This is a genomic window from Streptomyces sp. NPDC006294 (genome assembly GCF_042870895.1).
In the GTDB taxonomy this organism is placed as follows: domain Bacteria; phylum Actinomycetota; class Actinomycetes; order Streptomycetales; family Streptomycetaceae; genus Streptomyces.
Map to the genome: position 1 here is coordinate 259,242 of NZ_JBIAHV010000005.1, position 26,863 is coordinate 286,104.

Genomic DNA, 26,863 nt, shown 5'->3' on the forward strand with positions numbered 1-26,863 from the left:
TCCTTCCGGTGCCGGTACGAGGATCGTGCGGGCGGTTCAGTCGCGGCGGGCGCGGCCGCGCTCGCGCACGGCGAAGACGAGCAGCCAGCAGCCGATGGCGGACGCGGCCACCAGCGAGACGGACGTGGGCAGTTGGACCACGGCGCCCAGCATGATTCCCATCAGAAGAAGCGCTGCTACGAGGGCGATCATCGTCATCCTTTCGGCGACTTCTCGGTGAACACTTGTCGGTACGAGTGTTCACTGACTGGTGAGTCTACTCTTCCCTTCTCCGGAGAACGGTTGTTTACTGAATGTCATGAGTCACACGGTGGGCGTCCGGCAGGCCCAGAAGCAGAAGACCCGCCAGGCCCTGCTCGACGCGGCGCTCCGGCTGCTGGAGGACCAGAGCCTGAGCAGCCTGGGGCTGCGGGAGGTCACCCGGACCGTGGGCGTCGCACCGACCGCGTTCTACCGGCACTTCAGGGACATGGCCGACCTCGGGGTGGCGCTGGTGGACGAGACGCTCGGCAGTCTCCACGTACCGATCGGCCGGGCGCTCCACGAGGACGGTGACGAGCAGCGCATCGACCACGCGGTCGGCCTGATCGCCGAACTGGTCCGCACCTCGCCGCTCCATGTGCGCTTCGTCGCCCGCGAACGGCACGGCGGCGTGGCCCCGGTGCGCGCGGCGATAGCCGAGCAGCTGCGGCGGTTCACCGACGAGGTGACGCAGGCCTTCGCCGACGAGCCCGAGTCGGCCGGCTGGGCGGAGGAGGACCTGCGGATGCTGGCCGCCGTGTACGTCGACCACATGATGGCCGCGGGCTACGCCTTCCTGGAGGCGGGCCCGGAGGGCGAGGAAGAGGTGGCCCGCACCGCGCGGCGTCAGCTCCGGCTGATCAGCCTGGGGCGCCGTCACTGGCTGGACTGACCGCCGTGCGCCCGTGAGCGCCGGCCGGACTCGGCGGCACGGCACCGGCACCCCCGCCCCGGTACAGGTCCACGACGGCGGCGGCCGCCGCCGCGAGGGTCTCGCGCGCCGCCGCCGGTTCCAGCACCTCGACGCTCTCGCCGAAGGCGAGCAGCGACCGCACCGCCCCCTCGGCGGGCAGCCGCAGTGGCACCTTCGACCAGCCGTCGCCGCGCGGCTCGGGGGTGCCCGCCACCTGGGCCGCCTGGATGCGCAGGAACAGGTCCAGCCGGTCGTCCCGCACCAGGACGGTGGCCCGCATCCCGGCCGGACGCTCCTCGACCTGGCGGCGCAACACCTCCCACACGTCGGCCAGTTCGAGCCCCGGCCGGCGACGCACGGGCTCGTCGGTCATCCGCGCGGAGCGCACCCGGTCGGCGCGGAACAGCCGCGGCGCGCCCCGGTGGTCGGCCACCAGATACCAGACGCCCGCCTTCGCCACGAGGCCGTACGGGTCGACGGTGTACCCGCGCGGCCGCGTCGTACCGCTGTGGCGGTAGCGCAGCACCAGGCGGCGGTCGGCGAAGACGGCGGCGCTGAGCGTGTCCAGTTCGACCGCCGCGCCGGGGGCCGCCATCCACCGGTCCGGGTCGACGAGGACGCGGCGGCTGGTCAACTCGGCGGCGGGCCGGTGCGGTTCCGGCAGCGCCGCCATGACCTTGCGCAGCGCGGAGCCCAGCGCCTCATGGAGCCCGAGGGCACGGTGGGCGCCCTGGGCGGCCAGGACGAACAGCGCCCGCGACTCGTCCGCCGTCAGCCCGGTGACGTCGGTGCGGTAACCGGGCAGCAGCGCGATGCCGCCGTGCCGGCCGCGCTCGGCGTACACGGGGACGCCGGCGGCCGACAGCGCCTCGACGTCCCGGTAGACGGTGCGTACGGACACCTCGAGCCGCTCGGCGAGTGCGGAGGCGGGGACGAGGCCGCGGGTCTGCAGGAGCAGCAGGATCGACAGCAGCCGGTCGGACTTCACGGGGCCCTCCGGTAAACCTGACGGGGGATGTCAGGTTATCCGGGCATCGTGGTGCCCGTCACCGCCGCACGGACGCGTCGTACGCAGCCGTCGTACGCAGCCGTCGCACGGACCCTCGCCACCGACCGAAGGAGTCGCAGATGACCAACGACCCACGCCCCCTGTACGCCCGCACCGCCGCCCAGTTCGCGGGCCTCCTGGGGACCGTCGCCCCAGAGGAGCTGGCCCTGCCCACGCCGTGCGCGGAGTACGACGTACGGCAGCTGATCTCCCATGTCGTGGGCGTCACCCGCCGGTTCGCCGTGGTCGGGGAGGGTGGCGACGGCATGGCGGTGCCCCTCCGTGCGGACGGCGTGGCGGACGACGGCTGGAGCGCCGCCTTCGACGACGTCCTGCGACAGGCGACCGCGGCCTGGGCGGACGACGCGAAACTCGCCGGGGAGTACACGGTGCCGTGGGGCCGCGTACCGGGCGGTGCGGTGGTCGGCGGGTACGTCATGGAGACCCTGGCCCACACCTGGGACCTGTCCAAGGCGCTCGGGCACCGCAAGCCGCTGGACGAGGAACTGGCGCTCGTGGTCCTGCCGCTGGCCGGCCAGGCGCTGCCCGCGGACCGCCGCGGCGAGGAGGTGCCGTTCGCGGCCGTGCGCGAGGCCCCCGCGGACGCGGACGCCTACGACCGGCTGGCGGCGTGGCTGGGGCGCGACGTGTGAACCGGCCCGGCAGCGCGGGCCGGTGGGTGCGGCGCCCCGGGGCGTCGGCCGACCCCGCGCCCCGGGGCGGGACTCGTCAGCTCCGGGGAGCCTTGGCCAGCTGGCGGGACTGGGCGACCAGGCGGTCCGCGGAGTCCCAGACGTCCGCGTCCTCCTCCAGGAAGCCGCCCGCCAGGTTCCGCGTCGTGATCGAGACGCGCAGCGGGCCCGGCGCCGGGCGGCAGCGGATGTGGGTGGTCAGTTCGACGGTCGGGGTCCAGCCGGAGAGGCCCAGCTCGAACGAGGTCGGCGGCAGGGCGTCCACCGTCAGCAGCAGCGACAGCGGGTCCGCGTCACGGCCGTCCGCCAGACCGAACCAGCCGCGCATCTCGCCCTTGCCCGACGGCGCGCCGACCGCCCAGCCGACCGTCGCCGGGTCCAGCTTGATGTCCAGCCGCTCGGTGATCGCGGAGCTGCCGGGGATCTCGGGCCGGCCGTCGGCCGGCCCGAGGCAGCGCTCGATCGGCGGGATCGCCGGCGGCTCGGCGGTGGTGCGGACGTCGTCGGGGAGGGCGTCGAGATCGCCGTACGTCGCGAGCACCCGGATGCGCTCGACCTCGGTGCCGTCCTCCGCGTACTGGAAGAGGGACGCCTGGCCGGTGGAGAGCGTGCGGCCGGTGCGTATCGTCTCCGTGCGGATGACCGCGGGCCCGGGCTGTGAGGCGGTGAGGTAGTGCGCCGACACCGAGAACGGGTCGGGGTGCGGCAGCGCGTCGCCGAGCGCCCGGCCCATGAGCGCCAGCAGATAGCCGCCGTTGACGGCGTGGATGATCGTCCAGCCCGCGGAGAGCTCCGCGTCGTAGACGCCCGCCTCACGCAGGGAGACCGCCGTGTCGCGGTCGAACTCGCTGTTGCCGACGGTCGCCCGAACCAATGCTTCTGCCATGGGCGATACGGTACAACAGGCAACTACTAAGCGGTAGCTTTGTGCTCGTCGTCACGGGCCTCGGAGCGCCGGTTCCACGCCCTCGGCGCCCGCCAGTGGTAGCGCATGGCCAGCAGCCGGAGCAGGAACGCGGTCGCCGCGGCCAGTCCGCTCGTCGCCGGGTTCAGCACGTCGAACCGGATGCACAGCACCACCATCGTCGCGCCCACCATCGCGGGCACCGCGTACAGGTCGCGGTCCCAGCGCAGCAGCGACGGCACCTCGTTGGCGAGCACGTCGCGCAGTACGCCGCCGCCGACGGCCGTGGCGAGCCCCAGGGTCGCCGAAGCGGTGAGCCCGAGGCCGTACTGGTGCGCCTTGGTCGCACCCGAGACGCAGAACAGGCCGAGGCCGGCCGCGTCGAAGACGTTGACGGCCACCTGGATCCGCTCGACGTGCGGATGCAGGAAGAACACCAGGCCCGTCGCCACGAGCGGCGTGACGAAGTACCCGAGATCGGTGAAGGCGGCGGGCGGCACGGCCCCGATGATCAGGTCACGCAGCAGACCGCCGCCGAGCGCCGTGACCTCGGCGAGGACCGCCATGCCGAAGACGTCGAAGTTCTTCCGCACGGCGAGCAGCGCCCCCGAGATCGCGAAGACGAAGATCCCGACGAGCTCGAGCGCATGCTGGACGGAGGGCGTGAAGAGTTCTTGGAGCACCGGACAGTTCTACAACGCCCGGTGCTCCAAGCCGCGCGGCGGTCCGTCAGGCGGTCGTGCTCGACTCCTTGGCGGAGGCGTCCGACTGCGGAGCGTCGCCCCCGTCCGCTGCCGTCTCGCCGGCCTCGACGGCCTGAGCCGTCTCGTCGGCCTCGTCCACGCCCTTGTCCTCGGCCGAAGCGGCGGTCTGGCCGGTCTCCTCGGCCTCGGCCTCGTCCTCGTCGGAAGCGGCCGCCGCGTCCGAGTCGCTGCCGTCGCCGTCGGGCTCCTCGTCGGTGTCCGCGTCGGCGGCCACCGCGGTCGCCGCCGACCCGTCCTTGCCGGACGCCTGCGCCGGCACCTCCGCCTTCGGCTCGTCGGGGCCTTCCGCCGCGACCTCCTCGGTCCGCGTGACGGCCTCGATACCGGTCTCCCGCGTCATCCCGATCGTGCCGGCCTCGATCTCGGCCGCGAAGTGGCAGGCCACCTTGTGTCCGTCGCCGACGTCCGTCAGCACCGGACGCTCGACCGCGCACTTGTCCTGCGCCCAGGGACAGCGGGTGTGGAAGCGGCAGCCCGTCGGCGGGTTCGCCGGGGAGGGCAGGTCGCCCTGGAGCAGGATGCGCTCGCGCCGGTCCTCGACCTCCGGGTCGGGCACCGGCACCGCCGACATCAGCGCCTTGGTGTACGGGTGCTTCGGCTCCGCGTACAGCGCGTCGCTCGGGGCCTCCTCCACCAGCGAGCCCAGGTACATGACGCCGATGACGTCCGAGATGTGGCGGACGACGGCGAGGTCGTGGGCGATGACGAGGTAGGTCAGGCCCAGCGACTCCTGGAGCTCCTCCAGCAGGTTGATCACCTGCGCCTGCACCGACACGTCGAGCGCGGAGACCGGCTCGTCGCAGATGATCACGTCGGGCTCGAGGACCAGCGCGCGGGCGATGCCGATGCGCTGGCGCTGACCGCCGGAGAACTCGTGCGGATAGCGGGAGAGCGCGTTGGTGGGGAGGCCGACCTTGGCGAGGATCGCCTTGATCTTCTCCCGGCGCTCGTCCTGGTCCTTGCCGATCCCGTGCGCGGCCATGCCCTCGCTGAGGATCGACTCGATGTTCTGCCGCGGGTTGAGGCTGCCGAGCGGGTCCTGGAAGACCATCTGCAGACGCCGGCGGAACCGGCGCATCTCCTCCTCGGGCAGCTTCGCCAGGTCGGTCCCGTCGAAGACGACCTCGCCGTCGGTGATGTCCACCAGCCGCAGCACGCTGCGGCCGAGCGTCGTCTTGCCGCAGCCCGACTCGCCCACCAGTCCGTACGTCTGGCCGGCCTCGACCTTGAGCGAGACGCCGTCGACCGCGTAGACGTGGCCGACCGTGCGGTCGAAGATGATGCCCTTCTTGACCGGGAAGTGGACCTTGACGTCGTCGAGTTCGAGCAGACTCATGCCGAGACCTCCGCCTTGGACTTGGGAAGGACCGGGTTGACGCACCGGACCTGGTGTCCGGCCGCGCGTGGTTCGGTCAGTTCGGGTGTGCCGGTCAGGCACTCCATCGTGTACCGGTCGCAGCGGGGCGCGAAGGCGCAGCCGTCGGCCCACGCGATCCGGTCGTTGATGGATCCGCGGATGGGGGTGAGCGCCTCACCGCGCGGCGCGTCGAGCCTCGGGATGGAGCCGAGCAGTCCGTGCGCGTACGGGTGGGTGGGGTGTGCGAACAGCTCGCGGCGGCCCGCGGACTCCACGGCCCGGCCCGCGTACAGGACGTTGACCTGGTCGCAGAGACCGGCCACGACGCCCAGGTCGTGGGTGATCATCAGCAGGGCGGTGCCCTCCTCGTCGACCAGTTCCTTGAGGAGTTCGAGGATCTGCGCCTGGATGGTCACGTCCAGCGCGGTCGTTGGCTCGTCCGCGATCAGCAGCCGGGGCGCGCAGGCGACCGCCATGGCGATGAGCGCGCGCTGGCGCATACCGCCGGACAGCTGGTGCGGGTACTCCTTGAGCCGGCGGTCCGGGTCGGGGATGCCGACCCGGTCCAGCAGGTTGACGGCCTCCTTGCGGGCGGCCTCCCCCTTCATGCCGCGGTGCCGCTCGAGGATCTCGGTGACCTGGATCCCGATGGGAATGACCGGGTTCAGCGAGGACAGCGGGTCCTGGAAGATCATCGCGAGCTGGCTGCCGCGCATGTCGCGCAGCTTGCGCTCGTTCATGCCGAGCAGGTTCCGGCCGTCGAAGTCGGCACGTCCGCCGATCTTCACGCCCTTGCGCGGGAGCAGCCCCATCAGGGCGAGCGACGTGACGGACTTGCCGCAGCCGGACTCGCCGACGAGGCCCACGACCTGGCCCTGGTCGACGTCGAAGGAGACGCCGTCCACGGCCGTCGCGTCCTTGCGGCCCTTCGCGGTGAAGGTGACGCTGAGTTCTTCAACTGAGAGCAGTGCCATGGGACTTCAGCCTCGCAGCTTCGGGTCGAGGGCTTCGCGCATGGCCTCGCCGAGCAGGGTGAAGCCGAGGGCGGTGATGATGATGCCGATGGCGGGGTAGGCCGCCATCATGGGCTCGTTGTCGAAGAACCGTTCGGCCTGGGCGAGCATGACGCCCCACTCCGGGGTCGCCGGGTCGGGGTTGCCGAGGCCCAGATAGGACAGGGCCGCGGCCTCGATGATCGCGGTGGCGAGGCTGAGCGTCGCCTGGACGATCACCGGGCTGAGCGAGTTCGGCAGGATCTGCGTCAGCACGATCCGCTTCTTGCGGATGCCGAGCGCCTTGGCCGCGAGGACGTAGTCGCTCCCGCCCTGCACCAGCATCGAACCGCGCAGCAGTCGGGCGAAGATCGGGATCTGTACGACACCGACGGCGATCATCACGGTGGTCAGCGACTGGCCCATCACCGCGGCGATCGAGACCGCCAGCAGCAGCGACGGCAGCGACAGCATGATGTCCGTGAAGCGCATGACCACGGTGTCGATGCGCTGCCCGGTCCGGCCGCCGAGGGTCGCGGCGGCGCCGGAGAGCACGCCGACGAGGGCGCCGACGATCAGACCGATGAGCATCGACACGATGCCGACCAGCAGGGTCTGCCGCGCGCCGACCAGGATCCGGGAGAACATGTCCCGGCCGAGGTGGTCGAGGCCGAACCAGTTCTCGCCGCGCGCGCCGACGAACTCGCCCTTGTTGGCGAAGACTTCACTGCGCCAGAGCTGGGCGGACGGGCTGTGCGGGGCGAGCCACGGTCCGATGAGCGCCAGGAGCACGAACAGCGCGATGATGACGGCGCCGATGATCGCCATCTTGCTGGCCCGCAGCCGCCGCATGGCCTCGCGCCACAGGCTCGCGCCGCTGGTGACCTCCGACGTCTGCATCAACTCGGCGAGCCGATCGATCTTGTCGGCCTTCTTCGTCATGGTCGTCACGTCAGTGCACCCGCACTCTCGGGTCGATGATGCTGTACGCGAGGTCGACCAGCAGGTTGATGAGGACGTACACCATCGCGATGAAGAGGATGAACCCGACGAGCACCGGGTAATCGCGGGCGTCGATCGAGGTGCGGATGAAGTTGCCGATGCCGTTGAAGGAGAAGACCGACTCGGTCAGCACCGCGCCGGACAGCAGGCTTCCGGTCAGCAGACCGACGGCGGTGACCACCGGCAGCAGCGCGTTGCGCAGCACGTGCCGGCCGCGGACGACTCTCTTGTGGAGGCCCTTCGACTCGGCGGTGCGGACGTAGTCCTCGCCGAGCACTTCCAGGACGCTGGCGCGGGTCATCCGGACGATGACGGCGAGCGGGATGGAGGAGAGCGCGACGGCGGGCAGGATCAGATGGGTGATCGCGTCCCAGGCGGCGTCGAGTTCACCCGTCAGCAGACCGTCCAGGATGGCGAACCCGGTGATGTCGGTGGCGTTGAGACCGGTCGACAGCCGCCCGTAGCTCGGGAAGATGCCCAGTTCCACGGCGAAGACGGCCTTGAGCATCAGGGCGAGGAAGAACACCGGGATGCAGATGCCGATCAGCGATCCGGAGACCGCGGCGACGTCGAGCCAGCCGCCGCGGCGCCTGGCCGCGAGGTAGCCGAGCGGGATGCCGACAACGATGGCAATGAGGATCGCGGCGATGCTGAGTTCCACCGTGGCGGGGAACCGCGTCGTGAATTCCTCCCACACCGGCTGACCGGTCTGGACCGAGGTACCCAGGTCCAGTTCGAAGATGCGCTTGATGAAGCGCCAGTACTGGACGTAGACGGGCTCGTCGAGCCCGAGGGCCCGGTTGATGCGCGCCACTTCGGCTTCGGTCGCCCGCTCGCCCAGGATCGCTGAGGCGGGTCCGCCGGGCAGCCGGTTCAGCCAGAGGAAGAGCAGAACCGACAGGCCGAGCAGGGTGGGTATGAGCTGTAGCAGTCTTCGTACGACGAGTCGCAGCACCCCGCATGCCCCTTTCTTACGTGCGTCGATGCGGGTCCGCCCGGCCACCGAGGTTCTGTGGCCGGGCGGACCCGCATGGGTTTCGATTACTTGAAGGAGACCTCGGCGAAGTTCTCCTGCGTCAGCGGGGAGACCTTCGGCGGGTTCACGTTCTTGGCGAACGCGATGGCCGGCGGGGAGGACGAGATCGGGATGCCCGGGACGTACTCCATGATCGCCTCGTTGGCCTTCTTGTAGGCGTCCGTGCGACCCGCGGGGTCGGTGATCTTCGAGGCGGCGTTCACGGCTTCGAAGACCTTCTTGTCGTTGAAGCCCCACTGCTTGTCCGGCCCGGCGAACCAGGTGCCGATGAAGTTGTAGCCGTCGTTGAAGTCACCGGTCCAGCCGAGCATGTGCAGGGCACAGGAACCGGCCTCGGTGGCGTCCAGGTAGTCCGGGGCCCACTTCATGGCCTTCGGCGTGACCGTGATGCCGGCCTTCTCCAGGTCGGCCTTCATACGCTCGAACATGTCCTGCGGGGCAGGCATGTACGGGCGGGTGACCTCGGTCGGGTAGCAGAACTCGATCTTGAGCTTCTCCTCGCCGGCCTTCTTGAGGAGGTCCTTCGCCTTGTTCGTGTCGAACGGGTAGGTCTTCACCTTGTCGGAGAAGCCGGCGACCGTGTCGGGCATGAACTGGGTCGCGGCCTTGCCGCCCTCGGGCAGCTGCGTCTTGACGATGCCCTCGCGGTCGATGGCGTGCGAGATGGCCTGCCGGACCTCGAGCTTCTTCAGCGCCGGGTTCTTCGACTGCGTCATGCCGACGTAGAAGATGTTGAAGACGTCACGGGTCGGGACCTCGAAGCCCGCGTCCTCGAGCGTCTTCACATCGGCGGGCGCGACCAGGTCGTAGCCGTCGATGTCACCGGCCTGCAGCGCCTGACGGCGGCCGGCCTCGGTGTCGATCGTGCGGAAGACCAGGTTCTTGATGTGGGCCTTCTCGCCCCAGTAGTCGTCGAAGCGCTCAAGGGTGACTTCCTTGTTGCCCTTGTTCCACTTCACGATCTTGTACGGGCCGGTGCCGGCGACCGTGCCGGCCTCCTGGCTGTACTTGGGGTACGTGATCGCGTCGCCCTTGGCGGTCGCGTCCTGCTTCTCGTACTCCTCGATGGCCTTCGGCGAGTGGATCGCCAGCGCCTGGAGGGAGAAGCCGCCGGGCAGGTTCGCCGAGGGCTCGTTGACCTCGATGACCGCCGTGTTCTCGTCCTTGGCCGTGCAGGACTTGTAATTCGGCTTGGGCGCTTCCTTGTCCTCGTTCTTGGCGAAGCCGCCCATGATGGTCTGCCAGTAGTAGGAGACCGCGCTCGACTGGTAGGTGCCCTTCCAGTTGAACCAGTGGTCGTAGTTCGCGCAGACCGCGTCGGCGTTGAACGCCTCTCCGTCGTGGAACTTCACACCCTTGCGCAGGTCGAACGTCCAGACAGTGCCTTCGGGGTTGCTCGACCACTTCTCGGCGAGGCCGCCGACGAGCTCGCTGCCTCCCGACTCGTGCTCGAGCAGCGCCTCGAAGGCCTGACGGGTGACCCTGAAGGTCTCACCGTCACTCGCGAGGGCAGGGTCGAGGGAACCGGGGTCACCGGCGCCCGCGAACACCAACGTGTCCTTGTCGCCCCCCTTGTCCCCTTCGCTCCGCTCGCTGGCGCAGCCGGTGGCGATCAGGCCGACGGCCACCGCCGCCGTGATCGCCCGGACAGCTCCGGACTTGAATATTCGCATGGGTCCACCCCGAGGTTCCGCCGTGGGAGAGGTCTTGACGGCCGAACACTACAGACGGGAGACACCTGGGAGAACAGTCCGGATAGCGGTGATACCTACTCGAGACCCGGACACTCAACAAACCGGGCAGATACGGGACATCCTCACCCGGCGAGTTAACGCCCTTGACATCTGGCGGAGTTCTTGACCGACATCCGCCGCCGCGTCGCAGCTCAGCGGGTGTGCGGCGGCGGATAGCCGTAGCCGCCGCCGGCGGCCGGGGCGCCGGCGTGGGCGTCGCGGTCGTAGAAGGGGCGCGCGTTGACCCGCATCCACATGGTGACCGGGTCGTACTCGTCGGACATGGCCACCGTCGACACCGGCAGGCCGTCCGGGACCGCGGCGACGGACTGCCGCATCATCGCGTGCACCGCGTCGACCGACTGGGGAGCGGCGTCGTAGAGGTCCAGGCCGATCGCGAGGTACGCGGGCCCGATCGACGGCTGCACCCAGGCGCGCCGCAGGGAGCGGACGGCCGAGGTGCGGTGCGCGTTCTGCGTCAGCAGGGCGTAGAACTGCGGGATCTCGATCGCGGGCTCGGTCAGCCGCAGCGGTCCGGCGGGCATCCGGTCCAGGCCCGTGGCGATACGGCGCAGATCCAGCCACGGGACGCCGACTCCGCCGCCGGGCGCGTGCGGATTGAGCCAGATCCCCCAGCGGTCCGGGTAGAGGGCGCGGGCGATGTCGCGGCCGCCGGTGACCTCGTGCGCGCGGTTCCAGCCGGAGACGGCGAGTTCCTGGGCGGAGGTGACGCACGGCGCGTAGCAGACGCCGTCGACCTCCATGTTTCCGTACTGGGCGTCGGCCGAGCCGGGCTCTCCGTGCCACAGCAGCATCCAGATCCGGCCGCCCGAGGGCTCGGCGAGGGCATGCAGCAGCGCCTCGTACGCGTCGTAGCGGCCCGGAGTCACCTGGCGCAGCATGTGCTCGACCTGCCCGGCCGCCGCGGTGCCTGACGCACTCACCCTGTTCCGCCCCTCTTCGTTCCCACCGTTTCGCCCACCGTCCCGCCTGCCGTCCCGCCCGCCGGTTCACACAACGTTTCGCGCACCGTTTCGCACGGCCGCTGTCAGGCTGGTCAGGCCATCAAACCAGCTTAATCGGCCGTGTCGGCAAAGACTTGGCCACTACGCGTGCTGTCGCTCGTAGAACGGCCGTACGCGCTCCAGCATCCAGTCGCCCACCGGGTCCTGCGCAATGTCGAGAAGCACCAGGTTGACGGGCCACGGGAGCTGGACCCGGCCGAGGGCCCGACCGAGGGCGTCCATGGGAGCGTCGCGGTCGGCGCCCTCCCACGACGAGAGCTGGACGCCGATGAACAGCGCCGGCGCGTCGCCCTCGACGGAGGCGAGCGCGCGGCGGGCGGTCACGACGACCCCGGTGCTCTCGAACTCGCCCGCGGCGGCGGACAGGAAATCGACCGGCTCCTCCTTCCAGTCCGGCTCGAACAGCCGGACCCGGCCGCCGGACGCTGCGCCGTCGAGCGGCGTCCGCCCGGCCCGGCACAGTTCGGCGACGGCGGGCGGCGGCAGCGGCACGCCGACGGCGCCGCCCGGGTTGACGGCGATGCCGAGCTGTGGAGGCAGACCGCGGGCGAAGTCCCTGGCCGGGGCGACGGTGAACGACATGTGCGCGCCGACGCACTGGAGGAACTGCTGCTCCGAACTGAAGACCGGGACGAAGGCGGCGCCGCCGATGTCCATCGTCGGCAGATCGAGGTCACGGCTGTCGGGCCCGCCGCCGTTCGGAAGCGGAATCCATACCGGGCTGCGCCCGAGCACCTCGACGAGGCGGCCTCCGGCCGAGGGGTTGCCGAGAGAGGCGGCGAGCACCTCTTCGAGCTCGTTGGCGGGCCAGGCGGGGGCGGGTGTCTCCATGCGGGTCGTCCTTCGTACGGTGCGGTGCGCCGGGGCCGACCTTAGCGCCGGGCGCGTGCGCGGTACGGGCGCGGGTCCGGGCAGAGCCCGGTTACGGGAAGGAGCGGGAGGGGACAGGGCGGCCGACCGCCGCCCGCCCCCATCGTCACTCGAACCCCAGCCGTCCCAACACCCCCGCCGCCTCCCGGTCCAGCAGGACCGCCGACGCGCACCCCCACGGCAGCCGCCCCGCCTCCGCGTCCGCGACCAGGCGGGACACGGCGCGGCGGTGCCGGGCGAAGGCGTAACCCGAGACGCCGCGCCCCCGCTCCCGCTGGCCCTCTCTCGCGACCTGCGGGGTCACGTCCAGCAGCACCAGGTGCAGCGACGTGCCCCGCCGCCGCGTCTCGCGCGCGAGCCAGCGTCGGACCCACGCCTGCGTACCGCAGTCGTGCACGACGACGCTCTCGCCGGACCGCAGCGCGCGCCACAGCCCGGCGTAGTGGGCCAGCCGGACGAGCGGCCGGTAGACGGCGTACGGCAGGAAGCGGGGCGCACGGGCGTCCCACCGGTCCCGGGTGTCCTGGGAGTCGATGCCGAGGCCCTGCGCCGCACGCCGCATCAGCGTGGACTTCCCGCTCCCGGGGAGGCCGGAGACGACGACCACGTCGCCGGCGGCGAAGAGCAGGCTGCGCGGACTGCGCCCGGCGCGCTCGCGCAGATCGCGCAGGACGGGCGGCGCGGCGGGCGCGACCGGCGCGAGAGGTATCGCGGCCCCCGCCTGGGACGGGACGGCGGACATACCCGGCGGCGCCGGCACCCCCGCGGTCGTGGCGGCGTATGCACCGGTCGGCGGCAACGTCATCCCCTCCCCCTTCGGGTCGTCCCACACCCTTGCCCATGAAGTGTAAAGAATTGGTAATGCGGCTCAAGCGATTTCAGGGCGCCTCTCGCTCCACTCTTCCCCGATGCGTGCAATGATGTGCGCGCCAACTCCATACCGGCCGCTTGAATCCGCGCGGGAGAGTCCCTGCCACCTGTGTGGCGGGCGCCGAAGGAGCAAGTTCCTCCCTTGAATCTCTCAGGCCCCGTACCGCGCGCGATGAGGCAGATCTGAAAAGCGAGCCGCGTCGAGCGCGCTCCACCCAAGGTGCAAGTCACGACTACCCGTACGCGTGGTCGGGGCGAACCTCTCAGGTTCCGATGACAGATGGGGAGGATTGTCCTCGAGCCATGCCCTGGGAGCCACACCTATGAGCAACGTCCCCCGTCTGACCGCACTCGACGCCCTGCACAGGTCGCTGGGCGCGACCATGACCGATTTCGCCGGCTGGGACATGCCGCTGCGCTACGGCAGTGAGCGCGACGAGCACACCGCGGTCCGCACCAAGGCCGGCCTCTTCGACCTCTCCCACATGGGCGAGATCACCGTCAGCGGCCCGCAGGCGGTCGACCTGCTGAACTACGCACTGGTCGGCAACATCTCCACCGTCGGCCCCGGCCGCGCCCGGTACACGATGATCTGCCGGGCCGACGGCGGCATCCTCGACGACCTGATCGTCTACCGCCTCGGCGCGAGCGAGGCCCCCGAGTACATGGTCGTCGCCAACGCCGGCAACGCCCAGATCGTGCTCGACGCCCTCACCGAGCGCGCCGAGGGCTTCGACGCCACCGTCCGCGACGACCGTGACGCGTACGCGCTGATCGCCGTCCAGGGCCCCGAGTCCCCCGGCATCCTGCAGTCGCTGACCGACGCCGACCTGGACGGTCTGAAGTACTACGCGGGCCTGCCCGGCACGGTCGCGGGCGTCCCGGCGCTGATCGCCCGTACCGGCTACACCGGTGAGGACGGCTTCGAGCTGTTCGTCGAGCCGCAGCACGCCGAGAAGCTCTGGCAGGCGCTGACCGGGGCGGGCGCGCCCGCCGGTCTGATCCCCTGCGGCCTCTCCTGCCGCGACACGCTGCGCCTGGAGGCGGGCATGCCGCTGTACGGGCACGAGCTGACGACCGCGCTCACCCCGTTCGACGCCGGCCTCGGCCGGGTCGTGAAGTTCGAGAAGGAGGGCGACTTCGTCGGCCGTGAGGCGCTCACGGCCGCCGCGAAGCGCGCCGAGACGGCACCGCCGCGCAAGCTCGTCGGGCTGATCGCCCAGGGCCGCCGCGTCCCGCGCGCCGGGATGCAGGTCGTCGCCGGCGGGCAGGTCGTCGGCGAGGTCACCTCGGGCGCCCCGAGCCCCACCCTCGGCAAGCCGATCGCCATGGCGTACGTCGACGCGGCCCACGCCGCGCCCGGCACCCAGGGCGTGGGCGTCGACATCCGCGGCACCCACGAGCCGTACGACGTCGTCGCGCTGCCGTTCTACAAGCGCCAGAAGTGATCATCCGGGTCCGGAAGTGATCGTCCGCACCCTCTCCCCGTTCACCAGCACTCCCCCGCGTACAGGAGAATTCAGGTCATGAGCAACCCCCAGCAGCTGCGCTACAGCAAGGAGCACGAGTGGCTGTCGGCCGCCGAGGACGGCGTGTCGACGGTCGGCATCACGGAGCACGCGGCGAACGCGCTCGGCGACGTGGTGTACGTCCAGCTCCCCGAGGTCGGCGCCACCGTGACCGCGGGTGAGACCTGCGGCGAGCTCGAGTCCACCAAGTCGGTCAGCGACCTGTACTCCCCGGTCAGCGGTGAGGTCACCGAGGCCAACGAGGACGTCGTGAACGACCCGTCGCTGGTGAACTCCGCCCCGTTCGAGGGCGGCTGGCTGTTCAAGGTACGCGTCAGCGAGGAGCAGGACGACCTGCTCTCCGCGGACGAGTACACCGAATTCGCCGGCTGACCCAAGCGCCGCCCCAAGCGCTGACCTGAGACCTTAGGGACCGAGTGATGTCGCTTCTCAACACCCCTCTCCACGAGCTGGACCCGGACGTCGCCGCCGCTGTCGACGCCGAGCTCCACCGTCAGCAGTCCACCCTCGAGATGATCGCCTCGGAGAACTTCGCTCCGGTCGCGGTCATGGAGGCCCAGGGCTCCGTCCTCACCAACAAGTACGCCGAGGGCTACCCCGGCCGCCGCTACTACGGCGGCTGCGAGCACGTCGACGTGGTCGAGCAGATCGCGATCGACCGCATCAAGGCGCTTTTCGGCGCCGAGCACGCCAATGTGCAGCCCCACTCGGGCGCGCAGGCGAACGCGGCCGCGATGTTCGCGCTGCTGAAGCCGGGCGACACGATCATGGGCCTGAACCTGGCCCACGGCGGTCACCTGACCCACGGCATGAAGATCAACTTCTCCGGCAAGCTCTACAACGTGGTCGCGTACCACGTCGACGACGCCACCGGCCAGGTCGACATGGCCGAGGTCGAGCGGCTCGCCAAGGAGTCCAAGCCGAAGCTGATCGTGGCCGGCTGGTCCGCGTACCCGCGCCAGCTGGACTTCGCGGCCTTCCGCCGGATCGCCGACGAGGTCGGCGCGTACCTCATGGTCGACATGGCCCACTTCGCGGGCCTGGTCGCCGCGGGTCTGCACCCGAACCCGGTGCCGCACGCCCACGTCGTCACCACCACCACGCACAAGACCCTCGGCGGTCCGCGCGGCGGTGTGATCCTGTCGACGCAGGAGCTCGCCAAGAAGATCAACTCCGCGGTCTTCCCCGGTCAGCAGGGCGGCCCGCTGGAGCACGTCATCGCGGCCAAGGCGGTCTCCTTCAAGATCGCCGCCTCCGAGGACTTCAAGGAGCGCCAGCAGCGCACGCTGGACGGCGCCCGCGTCCTCGCCGAGCGCCTGGTCCAGGCGGACGTCGCCGAGCACGGCGTCTCCGTCCTGTCCGGCGGCACGGACGTGCACCTGGTCCTGGTGGACCTGCGCAACTCCGAGCTGGACGGCCAGCAGGCCGAGGACCGTCTCCACGAGGTCGGCATCACGGTCAACCGCAACGCCATCCCGAACGACCCGCGGCCGCCGATGGTCACCTCGGGTCTGCGGATCGGCACGCCGGCGCTCGCCACCCGCGGCTTCCAGGACGAGGACTTCCGCGAGGTCGCGGACATCATCGCCGAGGCGCTGAAGCCGTCGTACGACGTGCCGGCGCTGAGCGCCCGGGTCACCGCCCTGGCCGCGAAGCACCCGCTCTACCCCGGTCTGTGACGGATCTCCCGTAACAGCCCGGAGCAAAACAAAAGGGGCACCGCGCACACTGGACCGTGAGCGCGGTGCCCCGCACCACGTCGGCACCGACGTCAGCAGCATCACGCACCCACGCAATGCCTCTGCACCACCGGCAGACAACGGCGTCTACCACCCCACAAGGAGTTCCCCGTGGCCCTCTCGGTCTTCGACCTGTTCTCGATCGGTATCGGCCCGTCCAGCTCCCACACGGTGGGCCCGATGCGCGCCGCCCGGATGTTCGCCCGGCGCCTGAAGAACGAGGGCCTGCTGGCCCACACCGCCTCGATACGCGCCGAGCTGTACGGCTCCCTGGGCGCGACCGGCCACGGCCACGGCACGCCGAAGGCCGTCCTGCTGGGACTCGAGGGCAACTCCCCGCGCACGGTCGACGTCGAGAGCGCCGACGAGCAGGTGGAGCGGATCAAGGCCGACGGGCGGCTCAATCTGCTCGGCGCCCACGAGATCGCCTTCGACTTCGACGCGGACCTGGTCCTGCACCGCCGCAAGGCCCTGCCGTACCACGCCAACGGCATGACGGTGACCGCGCGCGACGCCGAGGGCGCCACGCTGCTGGAGAAGACGTACTACTCGGTGGGCGGCGGGTTCGTCGTCGACGAGACCGTGCTTTCTCAAGAGGGGGTGGCGGGCGACAACCCGATCGTCCCCGACGACACCGTCCTGAAGCACCCCTTCCGCACCGGCGACGAGCTCCTGCGGCTCACCAGGGAGACGGGCCTGTCGATCTCGGCGCTGATGCTGGAGAACGAGAAGGCCTGGCGCACCGAGGACGAGATCCGCGAGGGCCTGCTGGAGATCTGGCGCGTCATGCAGGCGTGCGTGGCGCGCGGCATGGCCCGCGAGGGCATCCTCCCCGGCGGCCTCAAGGTCCGCCGCCGCGCCGCGACCACGGCCCGCAAGCTGCGCTCCGAGGGCGACCCGAAGGCGCTGGCCATGGAGTGGATCACGCTCTACGCGATGGCCGTCAACGAGGAGAACGCGGCCGGCGGCCGCGTCGTCACCGCCCCGACCAACGGCGCCGCGGGCATCATCCCGGCGGTCCTGCACTACTACATGAACTTCGTCCCGGGCGCCGACGAGGAGGGCATCGTCGACTTCCTGCTCGCCGCGGGCGCGATCGGCATGCTCTTCAAGGAGAACGCCTCCATCTCCGGCGCCGAGGTCGGCTGCCAGGGCGAGGTCGGCTCCGCCTGCTCGATGGCCGCCGGCGCACTCGCCGAGGTCCTCGGCGGCTCCCCCGAGCAGGTCGAGAACGCGGCGGAGATCGGCATGGAGCACAACCTCGGCCTCACCTGCGACCCGGTCGGCGGCCTGGTCCAGATCCCCTGCATCGAACGCAACGGCATGGCGGCGGTCAAGGCCGTCACCGCGGCCCGGATGGCGATGCGCGGCGACGGCAGCCACAAGGTGTCCCTCGACAAGGTCATCAAGACGATGAAGGAGACGGGCGCGGACATGTCGGTCAAGTACAAGGAGACGGCGCGGGGCGGGCTCGCGGTGAACATCATCGAGTGCTGACCGATCACGGTCCCGGCATGCGGAGGGCCCCCGGCGTACGGAACGCCGGGGGCCCTCTTGCGCAGCGGCGTGCGGATCAGGCCTTGTTGAGGTGGGCCCAGAACTCGTCGAACGACAGGAGCTTGTCGCTGTTGGCGTCCTGCGCGGCGATCACGGCCTCGGCCACCGCCTCGGTGACGTTCCAGTCGCCCATCTGAGCCATGGCCGTCTTGTACTCGGCCGCGGTGATGAAGCCGTCGCCGTCCGCGTCGTAACGGTCGAACGCCTTGCGTGCTTCCTCGATGTCCGCCACAGGTCCACCCCTTCTTGGTGCATTGCTGACGGGGCTCAGATTATCGGCCCGCGTCGGCGATCATGGAGGGGAGGGCGGTAGGGCGACCCGGGGAGGCATGTGGTGAGCGAAGCCGCTGGGGGGATTCTGCCGGAGGCGGCGGAGGGGCGTTTCCCGCCGGCGGACGGCGAGGTGACGGTGGTGGGCCGGCCGGATGTCCGGGAGGAGGGGGTCGTGGCGTTCACCGCGCACTCGGTCGTCTTCACCGCGCTGGACCCCGAGTGGCTACGGGCCGAGCTCGCGGCCACCGACTCCGACCGGCTCGCCGCCGCGATGCATCCGGGCTTCCGCGCCGCGCTGATGGCCCGTACCGGCCGCAGGATGGACACCCTCGACCTGGTGACCGTCGCGGACGCGCTGCCCGGCCCGCCGGAGATCGCGCTGCGGGAGATCGAGGACCGCGAACACCCGTGCGTCAAGGCCGCGTCGAAGCGCCGTGGCGACGTGCGGGTGTGGGTGACGGACGGCGGGGTGCTGGTGCTGGGCCGGGGGCTGACCGGCCGGTGGGAGGTGGCGGTGGAGATCGACGAGGAGGCGCGCGGCCGGGGCCTCGGGCCCCGGCTCGCGGTGGCGGCCCGGCATCCGGCGCCGGGCCCGGTGGTGTGGTCCCAGCAGTCGCCGGGCAACGCGCGCAGCGTACGGGCGTTCCAGCGGGCCGGTTACCGGCCGGTGGCCTCGGAGGCGGTCCTCACTGCCCGCTGAAACACCGGACGGCGAGACTGGTCAGAGGCGCCAGGGCAGGTAGTTCGGGTTGTCCCGGCACTCGCTCATGATCTCGCGCTTGGTCTCCTTGTCGACGGGGCAGGCGCCGACGACGAAGTCCCGTGCGATGCCGCCGGGGAAGGCGACCTCGACCTGTGCGGCCCACTTGTGGGTGTCGCCGATCGTCTCGTTGACGTCGATGCCGCCGGGGGCGTCGATGTAGTAGTTCCAGGCGCTCTTCCACTGCTTGTAGAGGTCGTGGTCGTACGTGGTGGAGACGAACGGAGACGGCTGGTTGACCAGGACGTACTTCTCGATGTCGTACTGGCCGTCCTGCGGCGCCTTCGGGTGGAAGCCCTGCTCGAAGATGATCTCCGGACCGCGCCCGTCGGCCCGGTACAGCTGCTTGCAGTTGGTGCGGTACGACGGCTCCGGCGTGATCCGGGCGACGTCGACGCTGTGGTCCGCGGCCGCGTAGAGCCGGTCCCCCACGACGGGGCAGGTGACCGCAGCCGCGGCGGCGGGGGCGGGGGCCGAGGCAGGCGCGGCGGCGGTGGAGACGGCCGCCGGGACGAGCAGGGTGGCGACGGACAGCGCGAGCACGGCGGCCCGGCGCCGCAGACGAGTGATGATCATGACGACCACCATCCCGTTACCGCGGCGCCGGACCGCGCACCGTCACCCGCACGTGGGCGAGTTGGGCGCCAGGTCCACGGCGCCAGGGTCTGTCGTTTGGATCCGGCCGGATCAGTGAGCGGGGTCTGGTGCCTACATCGCAAGGCGGAGGAAGGAGTCCACGCGGAGCGTAGGCGACTGACGACAACGCAGCGAGGTGCGGCGCCGGGGCACGCGAGCCCGGCAAGATCCGAACGGGAGGGCCTGGGAGAGGACCGGCGCCGCGGTCAGCGGAAGACTCCGGTGTGGCCGAGGGAGTAGCGGCCCGGCTGGGGGTAGACCGCGAGGCCGTGCGGGCCGCTGCCGACCGGGATGCGGGCCAGCTGCCTGCCGGTCCGGATGTCGATGGCGTACACCTCCGCGTCGTAGCGCCCGGACAGCCACAGCACCTTGCCGTCCGCGGAGACGCCGCCCATGTCGGGGCTGCCGCCGTCCGGCAGCCACCACTTCTTCGTCAGATCGTCCTTGGCGAAGTCGAAGACCGAGACGGAGCCCTCGCCGCGGTTGGGGATGTACATCTCCTTGGAGTCACGGCCGATGTAGAGGCCGTGGGCGCCCTTGCCGGTGGGGAGCAGCTTGGGCTGGGTGAACTTCTCGCCGTCGAGCACCCACACGCCGTGGGCCATCATGTCGGCGATGTAGAAGGTCTTGCCGTCCGGTGAGAGTTTCACGTCCTGCGGCATCGCGCCCTCGAAGGGCAGCTTCTGCTGGGCGATCACCTTCATCTTCTCGGTGTCGACCTTGAGGAGTTCGGCGGAGAACTCGCAGGAGACGATGAAGTACCGGCCGTCGGCGGAGAAGTCGGCGTGGTTGACGCCGTAGCAGGAGACCGGCTCGGTGTGCTTGATCTCCATGGTGTGCGGGTCGCGGAAGACGAGTTCGCGGTCGAGGGAGGCCATGACGACGGCGTACTCGCCGTTGGGCGTGAAGTACAGGTTGTACGGGTCGTGCACGTCGACCGGCTTGCCCGCCTTGCCCGTCGCGGGGTCGATCGGGGTGAGCGTGTGGCCGCGGTTGTTGTTGACCCACAGCGTCTTGAGGTCCCACGACGGCACGACGTGCTGCGGCTGCACCCCGACCGGGACGGTGTCGATGACCTTGTACGTCTTGGGGTCGATGACCGAGACCGTGTTGGAGTTGGTGTTCGGCACATAGACCCGGGACGGGAAGTCCTCGACCACCGGTGAGAGCATGCCGGGCCGGTCGGCGGCGTAGACGTCGTCGGGGTCGAGGACCGGTGGCATGCCGGGGAGGGCGCCGGCGGCCGCCGCCTGCCGGGGCGTGGCGGTCGCGGAGTCGGCCCGGGTGCCGCGGTCCTTCGTTCCCTCGCCGGCCTGGCCGCCCGGGCCGCAGCCCGTGAGCAGCGCGAGGACGGTGCCCGCGAAGAGCGCGGCGGTCCGCTTCGTCAGGGGTGTCTTCACGGAAGTGCACAGTAGGGCGCAGAGAGCAGAAAAGTAATTATTCACCCAGTTCAGGCACTCGCGCGGGTCGCGCGGTCGCATCGACCTCTCGGCCACCGACCGATGGATCACTCTCCATCCGGGATATTTATGCATGGATTGCCAGGCGAGTGGGGCACCTCACCTACGATCCTCCAGAGAGATGTCCGGTTGTTCAGAAAACATCCGATTAGAGGGTTTGGAGATGAGGCGTCCGTCTGCCATAGTCGATGACACGACCTCCTCTTCGACCCGGGCCAGGTCGACGCAGACCGCCGTGGATACACCCCCCGAATCCACGGCGCTCCACACAGAAGCCCCCGGCGCCGTCCCCCCGGCGTGCGGGGGCTTCTGTGCACCCGGGCCCACCGCACCCCGGTGCACACCCAGGGGCCCACCGCGCCGCGCACCACCGCGTCGCAGCGAAGCCGGCCCGTCAGCGCTCGGCGATCCGCATCTCGAACCAGGTCGTCTTGCCGCGCGGCAGCAGGTCCACACCCCACCGGTCGGCGAGCTTGTCGACCAGGAAGATGCCGCGGCCGCTCGTGTCCATCTCGGCGACGGGCATCAGACAGGGCAGCCCCCGGGACGGGTCGCGCACCTCGACCCGGATCCAGCCGCGGCGGCGCACCATCCGTAACCCGAAGACCCGGGCGCCGGTGTGGCGGACCGCGTTGCCGACCAGTTCGGAGACGAGCAGCACCGCGTACTCGCCGGTCTGCGCGGGGAGCGACCACTGGCGCACCACCACGCACTGGGTGAGCCGACGCGCGGTGGCGGCGGATTCGGGACGGGAGGGGAGACGCACCTCGGCGTCGACCGGATTTCCGTACAACTCCAGGGCCTGAAGGGCCTGTTGATCGTCGGCGGCAGATGCCCACCGTGCGGCGGTCGCGCCGACGCGCTGCCGCGGTTGTCCCACACCCTCGAGGCCCGACATGCCTCCATCATGGCCCCTGCCGCCCGTCCGCGTGACCGTTCCCGCGGTACGGACGCCCTCGGAGCAGGACGGTCCGACCGGCTCGCACGGCATCCGGCCCAGGCGCCGCAAGACGCCGCCCATCCGCCCGGACCTGGGTGAACGCCACGCTCAAGAGTGACGCCGGCAGCACCTGCAGCGCACCGGCTTCGGCCCACCGTCCCCCCGTGCACCGCTCACCTTGGCTCTGTATCAGGCCATTTGCGGTACGGAGCGCGACCGCGACGGACCCCAATGGCCTGCACCGACGGAGCGGCCCGGGTACGCATCCGGCCAATCCGCCACCTCGTGCACCCCTGTGCTCCCGAAAGCCCCGTTCCCTGGACCCTCGCGGGGGCACTCAGAGGAGGGGCGAATCACGAACGTCACGCCGGACAGGTGCGGCGGGCATACGCAAGGGGTGGGAAATGACACGTGTGACCGTGGTGTACCGAGCCAGGCTGTTACGAGCCGCGCTGGAGGAACTGCTGCGCTGCGGCGGAGAGTTCGAGGTCTTCTCGGTGGCGCACTGGCCACAGAGACCCGCCCCCGGCACTCCGGTGCCGGACGTGTACGTCGTCGACGCCGAGTGCCTCGAGCCGGCCGAGGCCGCCGACCGGACGGCCGGAAGCGCCCTCGTGGCACTCGTCCCCGCACAGCGGCCGGGGGTGCTGCGCAGGGCCCATGAGGCCGGCGCCCTCGGGTTCGTCGACAAGGACGGCTCCAAGAGCCGGTTGATCACCGCAGTGCGCCGCGCCGCGAAGGGCGACCGGTTCGTGGACGAGGCGCTCGCCCCAGGTTTCCTGGCAGCGGCGGAAATGCCGCTCACTCAGCGGGAGCTGAGCGTACTGGCGCTGGCCGCCAAGGGCGAGCCGATCGCGGAGGTCGCCGCGTCGCTGCACCTGTCCCAGGGGACGGTCCGCAACTACATGGCGAGTGTCATCCGCAAGGTCGGGGCCCGCAACCGAGTGGACGCGATCCGGATCGCGCAGGGAGCCGGCTGGACCTGATCCGGGCCGGCGGACCGGCCGCCTCGGGCCCCCCGGGCGGCGGCCGCCGCCCGGGGGGCCGGATCATCGGTCCGTGCCGTGCCAGTGCCCCACCAGGTCCCGGTACAGAGCGGAACGCACGAGCAGTTCCTCGTGCGTTCCGTACCGGGCCCGCGTGCCGTCGAGGACGAGGACGCGGTCCGCTCGGAGCGCCGACGACAGCCGGTGGGCCACCACCACCAGGGTCCCGTGCCGAGCGGCGAGGGCCCGCTCCACCACCGCCTCCGTCGAGGGGTCGAGGTGGGACGTCGCCTCGTCGAGCAACAGCAGGGGCGCCGGCGAGAGATGAGCACGACCGAGGGCGATCAGCTGCCGCTCGCCCTGGGAGAGGGTCCGCGGCGTCAGCATCGCGTCCAGGCCGCCGGCCCTGGCCACCAGCGGCTCCAGCCCCAGTGCCCGCACGGTCTCCTCCACGGCGGCCCCCGTGGCCCGCGGGCGCAGGTAGCACAGGTTGTCCCGGAGCGTGCCGGTGAACACGTACGCGTCCGGGGGGAGAAGGGCACGCAGGCCCGTCAGGTCCATGGCCGGCGCAGGCAAGGGTGAACGGCCGGCCAGCCGCACCGACCCCTCGCACGGGACCAGCGTGCCGGCCACCACCTGGAGCAGTGTCGACTTGCCGATGCCGCTCGGCCCGACCACCGCGAGGTGCTCCCCCTCGGCGACGGACAGGTCCAGCCCGTCCAGGACGGGACGCGCCCGCGACCCGAAGGAGACCCGGACGCCCCGCAGCTCCACCGCTGTCCGGCCGGCCGCGGGACCGGGCTCGGAGGCGGTGGCAGGAGGGACGACGGCCGTGTCCGGGAACGGCTCGGTGAGCCGGCCCAGAACCACGAGCAGCCGGGCGCCCGCGGTGCCCAGCACGGTCATCAGTGAGTGCAGGGCGGGAAGCAGGGCCTGAAGCAGATAGGTGAGGGCCCCCGCCAGCGCTCCCGCCGTGACACCCTGCGCCAACAGCCACGGCGTACAGACCAGAAGCAGGAAGACCGGCAGTTGACCGGCCACGGCCACGGCGAGCGTGCGCACTGCCGCCCAGCGGGCCATCGACCGTGCCGCGGCGGCGGCCTCGACGACGTCGATCCGTCCCCTCGCCGCTGCCGCCCCCTGCGTGCCGCAGGCGACGATGTCGCGCAGGGCCGTCCGTACGTCCTGCGCGTGCCGGCCGATCGCCTCGTCGGCGTCGAGGTAGCGGTGCTGGGCGCGGGCCATCGGCAGCAACGACATCACGAACAGCGTGACTCCCAGCAGCAGCGGCGGCAGCACGATCAGCAGGAACTGCGGTGCCAGCGACAGCAGGCCGACCGCGGCCCCGGCGGCGACGAAGACGAAGGAACGCGCGGTGAGCACAAGCCCCGCGAAACTGTCCCGGGCGATCTCCGTCTGGCTGGTCAGCCGGGAGACGGCCGTGCCGTCGACCGCGCCGCCGGGGGCGGTGGCCTTCCGCAGCGCGTGCACCACCGCGCGGCGGACAAGAGCGTCGCGCAGCGGCTCCGTCAGGTCGGCGAGCAGGGCGAAGACCCCGCGGGTCACGGGGGCGCCGAGCACGATCACTCCGGCCGCCAGCGCCAGCCAGAGCAGGCCCGTCAGGGTGTCCCGCCGCAGGAATCCGTCGTCGAGTGCTCTGGCCACTGAGTAGCCACCGAGGAAGGTCTGCACGGACTCGGCGGCGGACAGTGCCACGAGCCCGAAAAGGGTCCGCTTCCTGCCCAGGAGGAAACGACGGGCCGGTCCCGCCAGTCGGCGGGCGGCCACCCGGTCCGTGACGGCGGACCCGTGGCCGGGCCGGGCGACGGACCGGCTCATCGCCCGGCCCCCCGGTCGCGGCGCACGACCGACGCGGCCGGCGGCCCACCGGTCCATGGGACCGGGGTCGCGCCCGAGGGTCGTGACGGGCCCGGCGTCGGCATGCGCCCAGCCGCGGCCGACGGAGCCGCCGCAGGCACGGGGCCTCCCTCGGCGGGCGGATCCGGCGCCGGAGCAGGGTCCTCGAGAGTCGGCGGACACGGGGTGGCCGGCTGTTCCGGCGTGGGCTCGGGGGCGAACACCGCACGGTAGTCGGGGTCCCGCCACAGCTCGCCGTGTGGCGCGACGCGCCGGACGCGGCCCGCCTCCAGCCAGATCACCAGGTCGGCCCGGGCGGCGGTGGACACCCGGTGCGCGACGACCAGCCGCGTGCCGGTGAGCGAGGAACGCGACAGTGCGAGTTCCACCTGCCGTTCCGTGGCCGTGTCGAGGCTCGAGGTCGCGTCGTCCAGGATCGTCAGACGCCCTCGGCGTACGAAGGCCCGGGCCAGTCCGAGCCGTTGCCGCTCGCCCCCGGACAACGGCGCCTGGGCCAGCGGTGTCTCGTATCCCTGGGGCAGCAGCCGTACGAAGTCGTCGGCGTGCGCGAGGACTGCGGCGTGCCGGACCTGCTCCCCGCTCGTGGAGACGGCTCCGGCCGCCACGGCCTCGGCCACCGTGCCGCCGTGGAATTCCGGTCGTGCGAAGGCGTAGGCGACGCAGGCGCGAAGATCACTCCGCGCCACCTGGGACAGTGGTGTGCCGTCGAGGAGCACCTGTCCCACGTCCGGGTCCTCGAGCCGGCCGGCGACCGCGGCGAGGCTGGACTTGCCGGAACCGGACCGGCCCACCACGGCGGCGGTCGCGCCTCCGGGCACCTTCAGCGACACGTCCGTGAGCAGCGGCACACCGCCGCGCACCACACCGACCCCGCTGAGTTCCAGGGCACCGGTTCCGGCGGCCGGCAGGACCGCGCCGCCGTGTGACATCGGTTCCAGGTCCGCGAGGTCGGCCGTGCGACGGGCCGCGCTGCGGGCCCGTACGAGGGCTCCGAGCGGGGACGCGACCCCGCCGACGCCCGCTGCGAGCGCCGCGTAGCGCGAGGCTGCCAGCAGTTCCCCGACGCTCAGGGCGCCTTGGGAGACGCGGATCCCGCCCACGGCGAGGACGGCTGTGACGAGCAGTGGCAGCAGCACGCCGCTGTGCGCCACGGCACGGCCGTGGACGGTCCACATACGCCGTCCGTGCAGGGCCAGTTCGCCGAGTGGGGCGAGGACGCGCCGGGCCTCGCGTTCGACGGTGCCTGCCGCGGCGACCGTACGGGCGCCCTCCAGTGCCTCCGCCAGCCGGGCGGCGATGTCCGCCTGCACCCGCTGGTAGCGGCCGACACTGTCGGAGGAGTGACGGGCGAAGGCACGCAGCAGCAGAAGCAGCAGCGGAACACCGGCCAGGAAGACAGCGGCGGCCCACGGATCGATGAGCGCGAGGACGACAAGGGCGCCGACGGGGGCGAGCAGTGAGGAAGCGATCGTGGCGAGCGCCGCAGGCGCGGCGCCGCTGTCCGTCGCGTTCACACACAGCCGAGCGGCGACGTCACCGGGAGAGTACGGGGCCGCCCTCTCGAGCGGACTGCCGAGCAGGCCCGTCAACGCCCGGATGCGTACCCAGGCGGTGGCGCGCGCGTTCGCCAGTTGGCTCAGCAGCACGCGTGCGGCCTCCAGGAGGACCTCACCGGCCAGCAGCACGGCGCTCAGCGCGAGCCACGGCCCGGCCCCTGGGCGTCGGTCCAGCATCAGGTCCAGCGCGTACCCGATGACGGCGGGCACCGCGAGCGCGCACCCGGCGGCGGCCGTCGAGCAGATGCCGAGGAGGGTCGTGATGAACCAGGTGCGCCGCACCGTGCCGCGCAGGAGTGCGTCTCCTCCGCCGACCGGCGCC

26 protein-coding genes and 1 riboswitch are annotated in these 26,863 nt (G+C 71.4%); of the genes, 8 read left to right on the forward strand and 18 right to left on the reverse strand.

The features are described from left to right. Nucleotides 1-36: 36 nt before the first annotated feature. A complete protein-coding gene (locus ACFYOP_RS11005; protein ID WP_388451349.1) occupies nt 37-198 on the reverse strand; it encodes a hypothetical protein in 162 nt (53 codons plus the stop codon). A 100-nt stretch (nt 199-298) separates the two neighbouring features. Between ACFYOP_RS11005 and ACFYOP_RS11010 the strand changes: the two genes are divergently transcribed. Further along, on the forward strand, nt 299-913 hold the full coding sequence (locus ACFYOP_RS11010; RefSeq protein ID WP_356892835.1) for a TetR family transcriptional regulator: 615 nt from the start codon (nt 299-301) through the stop codon (nt 911-913). Here the strand turns inward: ACFYOP_RS11010 and ACFYOP_RS11015 are convergent. Next, on the reverse strand, nt 882-1,922 hold the full coding sequence (locus tag ACFYOP_RS11015; protein ID WP_356892834.1) for a YafY family protein: 1,041 nt from the start codon (nt 1,920-1,922) through the stop codon (nt 882-884). The genes ACFYOP_RS11010 and ACFYOP_RS11015 overlap by 32 nt on opposite strands. A 140-nt stretch (nt 1,923-2,062) precedes the next feature. Between ACFYOP_RS11015 and ACFYOP_RS11020 the strand changes: the two genes are divergently transcribed. After that, complete coding sequence (locus tag ACFYOP_RS11020; RefSeq protein ID WP_356892832.1) at nt 2,063-2,635, forward strand: TIGR03086 family metal-binding protein; 573 nt, start codon at nt 2,063-2,065, stop codon at nt 2,633-2,635. A gap of 76 nt (nt 2,636-2,711) precedes the next feature. Here ACFYOP_RS11020 and ACFYOP_RS11025 read toward each other — a convergent pair whose 3' ends face one another. From ACFYOP_RS11025 to ACFYOP_RS11070, 10 genes are all read right to left on the reverse strand, one after another. Next, complete coding sequence (locus ACFYOP_RS11025; RefSeq protein ID WP_356892830.1) at nt 2,712-3,560, reverse strand: thioesterase family protein; 849 nt, start codon at nt 3,558-3,560, stop codon at nt 2,712-2,714. 26 nt (nt 3,561-3,586) lie between these two features. Continuing rightward, nucleotides 3,587-4,261, reverse strand: coding sequence for a trimeric intracellular cation channel family protein (locus ACFYOP_RS11030; RefSeq protein WP_356892828.1), 675 nt, complete (start codon nt 4,259-4,261; stop codon nt 3,587-3,589). A gap of 46 nt (nt 4,262-4,307) precedes the next feature. Next, nucleotides 4,308-5,678: a dipeptide ABC transporter ATP-binding protein gene (locus tag ACFYOP_RS11035; protein WP_356892826.1), complete on the reverse strand. Its 1,371-nt coding sequence runs from the start codon at nt 5,676-5,678 to the stop codon at nt 4,308-4,310. Beyond that, nucleotides 5,675-6,673 (reverse strand): ABC transporter ATP-binding protein, encoded by a 999-nt coding sequence (locus ACFYOP_RS11040; RefSeq protein ID WP_356892825.1) that lies wholly within the window; start codon nt 6,671-6,673, stop codon nt 5,675-5,677. Before ACFYOP_RS11040 ends, ACFYOP_RS11035 begins: the two co-directional genes overlap by 4 nt. 6 nt (nt 6,674-6,679) lie before the next feature. Next, nucleotides 6,680-7,633 carry an ABC transporter permease gene (locus ACFYOP_RS11045; protein ID WP_356892957.1) on the reverse strand — a complete coding sequence of 318 codons (954 nt, stop codon included), beginning with the start codon at nt 7,631-7,633 and terminating at the stop codon, nt 6,680-6,682. Nucleotides 7,634-7,643: 10 nt separating this feature from the next. Continuing rightward, nucleotides 7,644-8,648, reverse strand: a complete 1,005-nt coding sequence (locus tag ACFYOP_RS11050; protein WP_356892823.1) for an ABC transporter permease — start codon at nt 8,646-8,648, stop codon at nt 7,644-7,646. 86 nt (nt 8,649-8,734) lie between these two features. Further along, nucleotides 8,735-10,402 carry an ABC transporter substrate-binding protein gene (locus ACFYOP_RS11055; protein WP_356892821.1) on the reverse strand — a complete coding sequence of 556 codons (1,668 nt, stop codon included), beginning with the start codon at nt 10,400-10,402 and terminating at the stop codon, nt 8,735-8,737. A gap of 212 nt (nt 10,403-10,614) precedes the next feature. Beyond that, a complete protein-coding gene (locus ACFYOP_RS11060) occupies nt 10,615-11,406 on the reverse strand; it encodes an enhanced serine sensitivity protein SseB C-terminal domain-containing protein (protein WP_356892819.1) in 792 nt (263 codons plus the stop codon). Between the two features lie 162 nt (nt 11,407-11,568). Next, nucleotides 11,569-12,318, reverse strand: coding sequence for an enhanced serine sensitivity protein SseB (locus tag ACFYOP_RS11065; RefSeq protein WP_356892817.1), 750 nt, complete (start codon nt 12,316-12,318; stop codon nt 11,569-11,571). Nucleotides 12,319-12,463: 145 nt separating this feature from the next. Continuing rightward, nucleotides 12,464-13,162 carry an AAA family ATPase gene (locus tag ACFYOP_RS11070; protein WP_388451294.1) on the reverse strand — a complete coding sequence of 233 codons (699 nt, stop codon included), beginning with the start codon at nt 13,160-13,162 and terminating at the stop codon, nt 12,464-12,466. Nucleotides 13,163-13,306: 144 nt separating this feature from the next. Next, nucleotides 13,307-13,403, forward strand: a riboswitch (glycine riboswitch). 147 nt (nt 13,404-13,550) lie between these two features. Here ACFYOP_RS11070 and gcvT point away from each other — a divergent pair. The 4 genes from gcvT (at nt 13,551) to ACFYOP_RS11090 (ending at nt 17,992) form a co-directional block, all read left to right on the forward strand. Next, on the forward strand, nt 13,551-14,675 hold the full coding sequence (gene gcvT / locus ACFYOP_RS11075) for a glycine cleavage system aminomethyltransferase GcvT (protein ID WP_356892813.1): 1,125 nt from the start codon (nt 13,551-13,553) through the stop codon (nt 14,673-14,675). A 78-nt stretch (nt 14,676-14,753) separates the two neighbouring features. Continuing rightward, nucleotides 14,754-15,128: a glycine cleavage system protein GcvH gene (gcvH, locus tag ACFYOP_RS11080; RefSeq protein WP_356892811.1), complete on the forward strand. Its 375-nt coding sequence runs from the start codon at nt 14,754-14,756 to the stop codon at nt 15,126-15,128. 47 nt (nt 15,129-15,175) lie between these two features. After that, nucleotides 15,176-16,435: a serine hydroxymethyltransferase gene (gene glyA / locus ACFYOP_RS11085; protein ID WP_356892809.1), complete on the forward strand. Its 1,260-nt coding sequence runs from the start codon at nt 15,176-15,178 to the stop codon at nt 16,433-16,435. Between the two features lie 171 nt (nt 16,436-16,606). Next, the gene (locus ACFYOP_RS11090) at nt 16,607-17,992 is read left to right on the forward strand and encodes an L-serine ammonia-lyase (RefSeq protein ID WP_356892807.1); all 1,386 of its coding nucleotides are present in this window, start codon (nt 16,607-16,609) and stop codon (nt 17,990-17,992) included. A 76-nt stretch (nt 17,993-18,068) separates the two neighbouring features. Here the strand turns inward: ACFYOP_RS11090 and ACFYOP_RS11095 are convergent, their stop codons facing one another. After that, nucleotides 18,069-18,284: an EF-hand domain-containing protein gene (locus tag ACFYOP_RS11095; protein WP_356892805.1), complete on the reverse strand. Its 216-nt coding sequence runs from the start codon at nt 18,282-18,284 to the stop codon at nt 18,069-18,071. A 102-nt stretch (nt 18,285-18,386) separates the two neighbouring features. Here ACFYOP_RS11095 and ACFYOP_RS11100 point away from each other — a divergent pair, with 102 nt between their 5' ends. Further along, nucleotides 18,387-19,025: a GNAT family N-acetyltransferase gene (locus ACFYOP_RS11100; RefSeq protein WP_356892803.1), complete on the forward strand. Its 639-nt coding sequence runs from the start codon at nt 18,387-18,389 to the stop codon at nt 19,023-19,025. A gap of 21 nt (nt 19,026-19,046) precedes the next feature. On the opposite strand, the gene ACFYOP_RS11105 is transcribed toward ACFYOP_RS11100, so the two are convergent. From ACFYOP_RS11105 to ACFYOP_RS11115, 3 genes are all read right to left on the reverse strand, one after another. Then, nucleotides 19,047-19,661 (reverse strand): ADP-ribosyltransferase, encoded by a 615-nt coding sequence (locus ACFYOP_RS11105; protein WP_356892801.1) that lies wholly within the window; start codon nt 19,659-19,661, stop codon nt 19,047-19,049. A gap of 266 nt (nt 19,662-19,927) precedes the next feature. Further along, on the reverse strand, nt 19,928-21,121 hold the full coding sequence (locus tag ACFYOP_RS11110; protein ID WP_356892799.1) for a hypothetical protein: 1,194 nt from the start codon (nt 21,119-21,121) through the stop codon (nt 19,928-19,930). Between the two features lie 454 nt (nt 21,122-21,575). Further along, nucleotides 21,576-22,079, reverse strand: coding sequence for an ATP-binding protein (locus ACFYOP_RS11115; RefSeq protein WP_356892797.1), 504 nt, complete (start codon nt 22,077-22,079; stop codon nt 21,576-21,578). A gap of 446 nt (nt 22,080-22,525) precedes the next feature. Between ACFYOP_RS11115 and ACFYOP_RS11120 the strand changes: the two genes are divergently transcribed. After that, nucleotides 22,526-23,107, forward strand: a complete 582-nt coding sequence (locus ACFYOP_RS11120) for a DNA-binding response regulator (protein WP_356892795.1) — start codon at nt 22,526-22,528, stop codon at nt 23,105-23,107. Between the two features lie 63 nt (nt 23,108-23,170). Here the strand turns inward: ACFYOP_RS11120 and ACFYOP_RS11125 are convergent, their stop codons facing one another. Together ACFYOP_RS11125 and ACFYOP_RS11130 are read right to left on the reverse strand one after the other, a co-directional pair. Then, nucleotides 23,171-24,946, reverse strand: coding sequence for an ABC transporter ATP-binding protein (locus tag ACFYOP_RS11125; protein WP_356892793.1), 1,776 nt, complete (start codon nt 24,944-24,946; stop codon nt 23,171-23,173). After that, on the reverse strand, nt 24,943-26,823 hold the full coding sequence (locus ACFYOP_RS11130) for an ABC transporter ATP-binding protein (RefSeq protein WP_356892791.1): 1,881 nt from the start codon (nt 26,821-26,823) through the stop codon (nt 24,943-24,945). Before ACFYOP_RS11130 ends, ACFYOP_RS11125 begins: the two co-directional genes overlap by 4 nt. Nucleotides 26,824-26,863: the final 40 nt, after the last annotated feature.

Excerpts from the sequence above, each read along its gene's own strand:
- ACFYOP_RS11055 (WP_356892821.1), bottom strand. The coding sequence starts at position 10,402 with ATGCGAATATTCAAGTCCGGAGCTGTCCGGGCGATCACGGCGGCGGTG.
- ACFYOP_RS11035 (WP_356892826.1), bottom strand. The coding sequence starts at position 5,678 with ATGAGTCTGCTCGAACTCGACGACGTCAAGGTCCACTTCCCGGTCAAG.
- ACFYOP_RS11120 (WP_356892795.1), top strand. The coding sequence starts at position 22,526 with ATGACACGTGTGACCGTGGTGTACCGAGCCAGGCTGTTACGAGCCGCG.
- ACFYOP_RS11025 (WP_356892830.1), bottom strand. The coding sequence starts at position 3,560 with ATGGCAGAAGCATTGGTTCGGGCGACCGTCGGCAACAGCGAGTTCGAC.
- ACFYOP_RS11065 (WP_356892817.1), bottom strand. The coding sequence starts at position 12,318 with ATGGAGACACCCGCCCCCGCCTGGCCCGCCAACGAGCTCGAAGAGGTG.
- ACFYOP_RS11020 (WP_356892832.1), top strand. The coding sequence starts at position 2,063 with ATGACCAACGACCCACGCCCCCTGTACGCCCGCACCGCCGCCCAGTTC.
- ACFYOP_RS11040 (WP_356892825.1), bottom strand. The coding sequence starts at position 6,673 with ATGGCACTGCTCTCAGTTGAAGAACTCAGCGTCACCTTCACCGCGAAG.
- ACFYOP_RS11125 (WP_356892793.1), bottom strand. The coding sequence starts at position 24,946 with ATGAGCCGGTCCGTCGCCCGGCCCGGCCACGGGTCCGCCGTCACGGAC.
- ACFYOP_RS11045 (WP_356892957.1), bottom strand. The coding sequence starts at position 7,633 with ATGACGAAGAAGGCCGACAAGATCGATCGGCTCGCCGAGTTGATGCAG.
- ACFYOP_RS11070 (WP_388451294.1), bottom strand. The coding sequence starts at position 13,162 with ATGACGTTGCCGCCGACCGGTGCATACGCCGCCACGACCGCGGGGGTG.
- ACFYOP_RS11115 (WP_356892797.1), bottom strand. The coding sequence starts at position 22,079 with ATGTCGGGCCTCGAGGGTGTGGGACAACCGCGGCAGCGCGTCGGCGCG.
- gcvH (WP_356892811.1), top strand. The coding sequence starts at position 14,754 with ATGAGCAACCCCCAGCAGCTGCGCTACAGCAAGGAGCACGAGTGGCTG.
- ACFYOP_RS11005 (WP_388451349.1), bottom strand. The coding sequence starts at position 198 with ATGACGATGATCGCCCTCGTAGCAGCGCTTCTTCTGATGGGAATCATG.
- ACFYOP_RS11105 (WP_356892801.1), bottom strand. The coding sequence starts at position 19,661 with ATGATCATCACTCGTCTGCGGCGCCGGGCCGCCGTGCTCGCGCTGTCC.
- glyA (WP_356892809.1), top strand. The coding sequence starts at position 15,176 with ATGTCGCTTCTCAACACCCCTCTCCACGAGCTGGACCCGGACGTCGCC.
- gcvT (WP_356892813.1), top strand. The coding sequence starts at position 13,551 with ATGAGCAACGTCCCCCGTCTGACCGCACTCGACGCCCTGCACAGGTCG.
- ACFYOP_RS11010 (WP_356892835.1), top strand. The coding sequence starts at position 299 with ATGAGTCACACGGTGGGCGTCCGGCAGGCCCAGAAGCAGAAGACCCGC.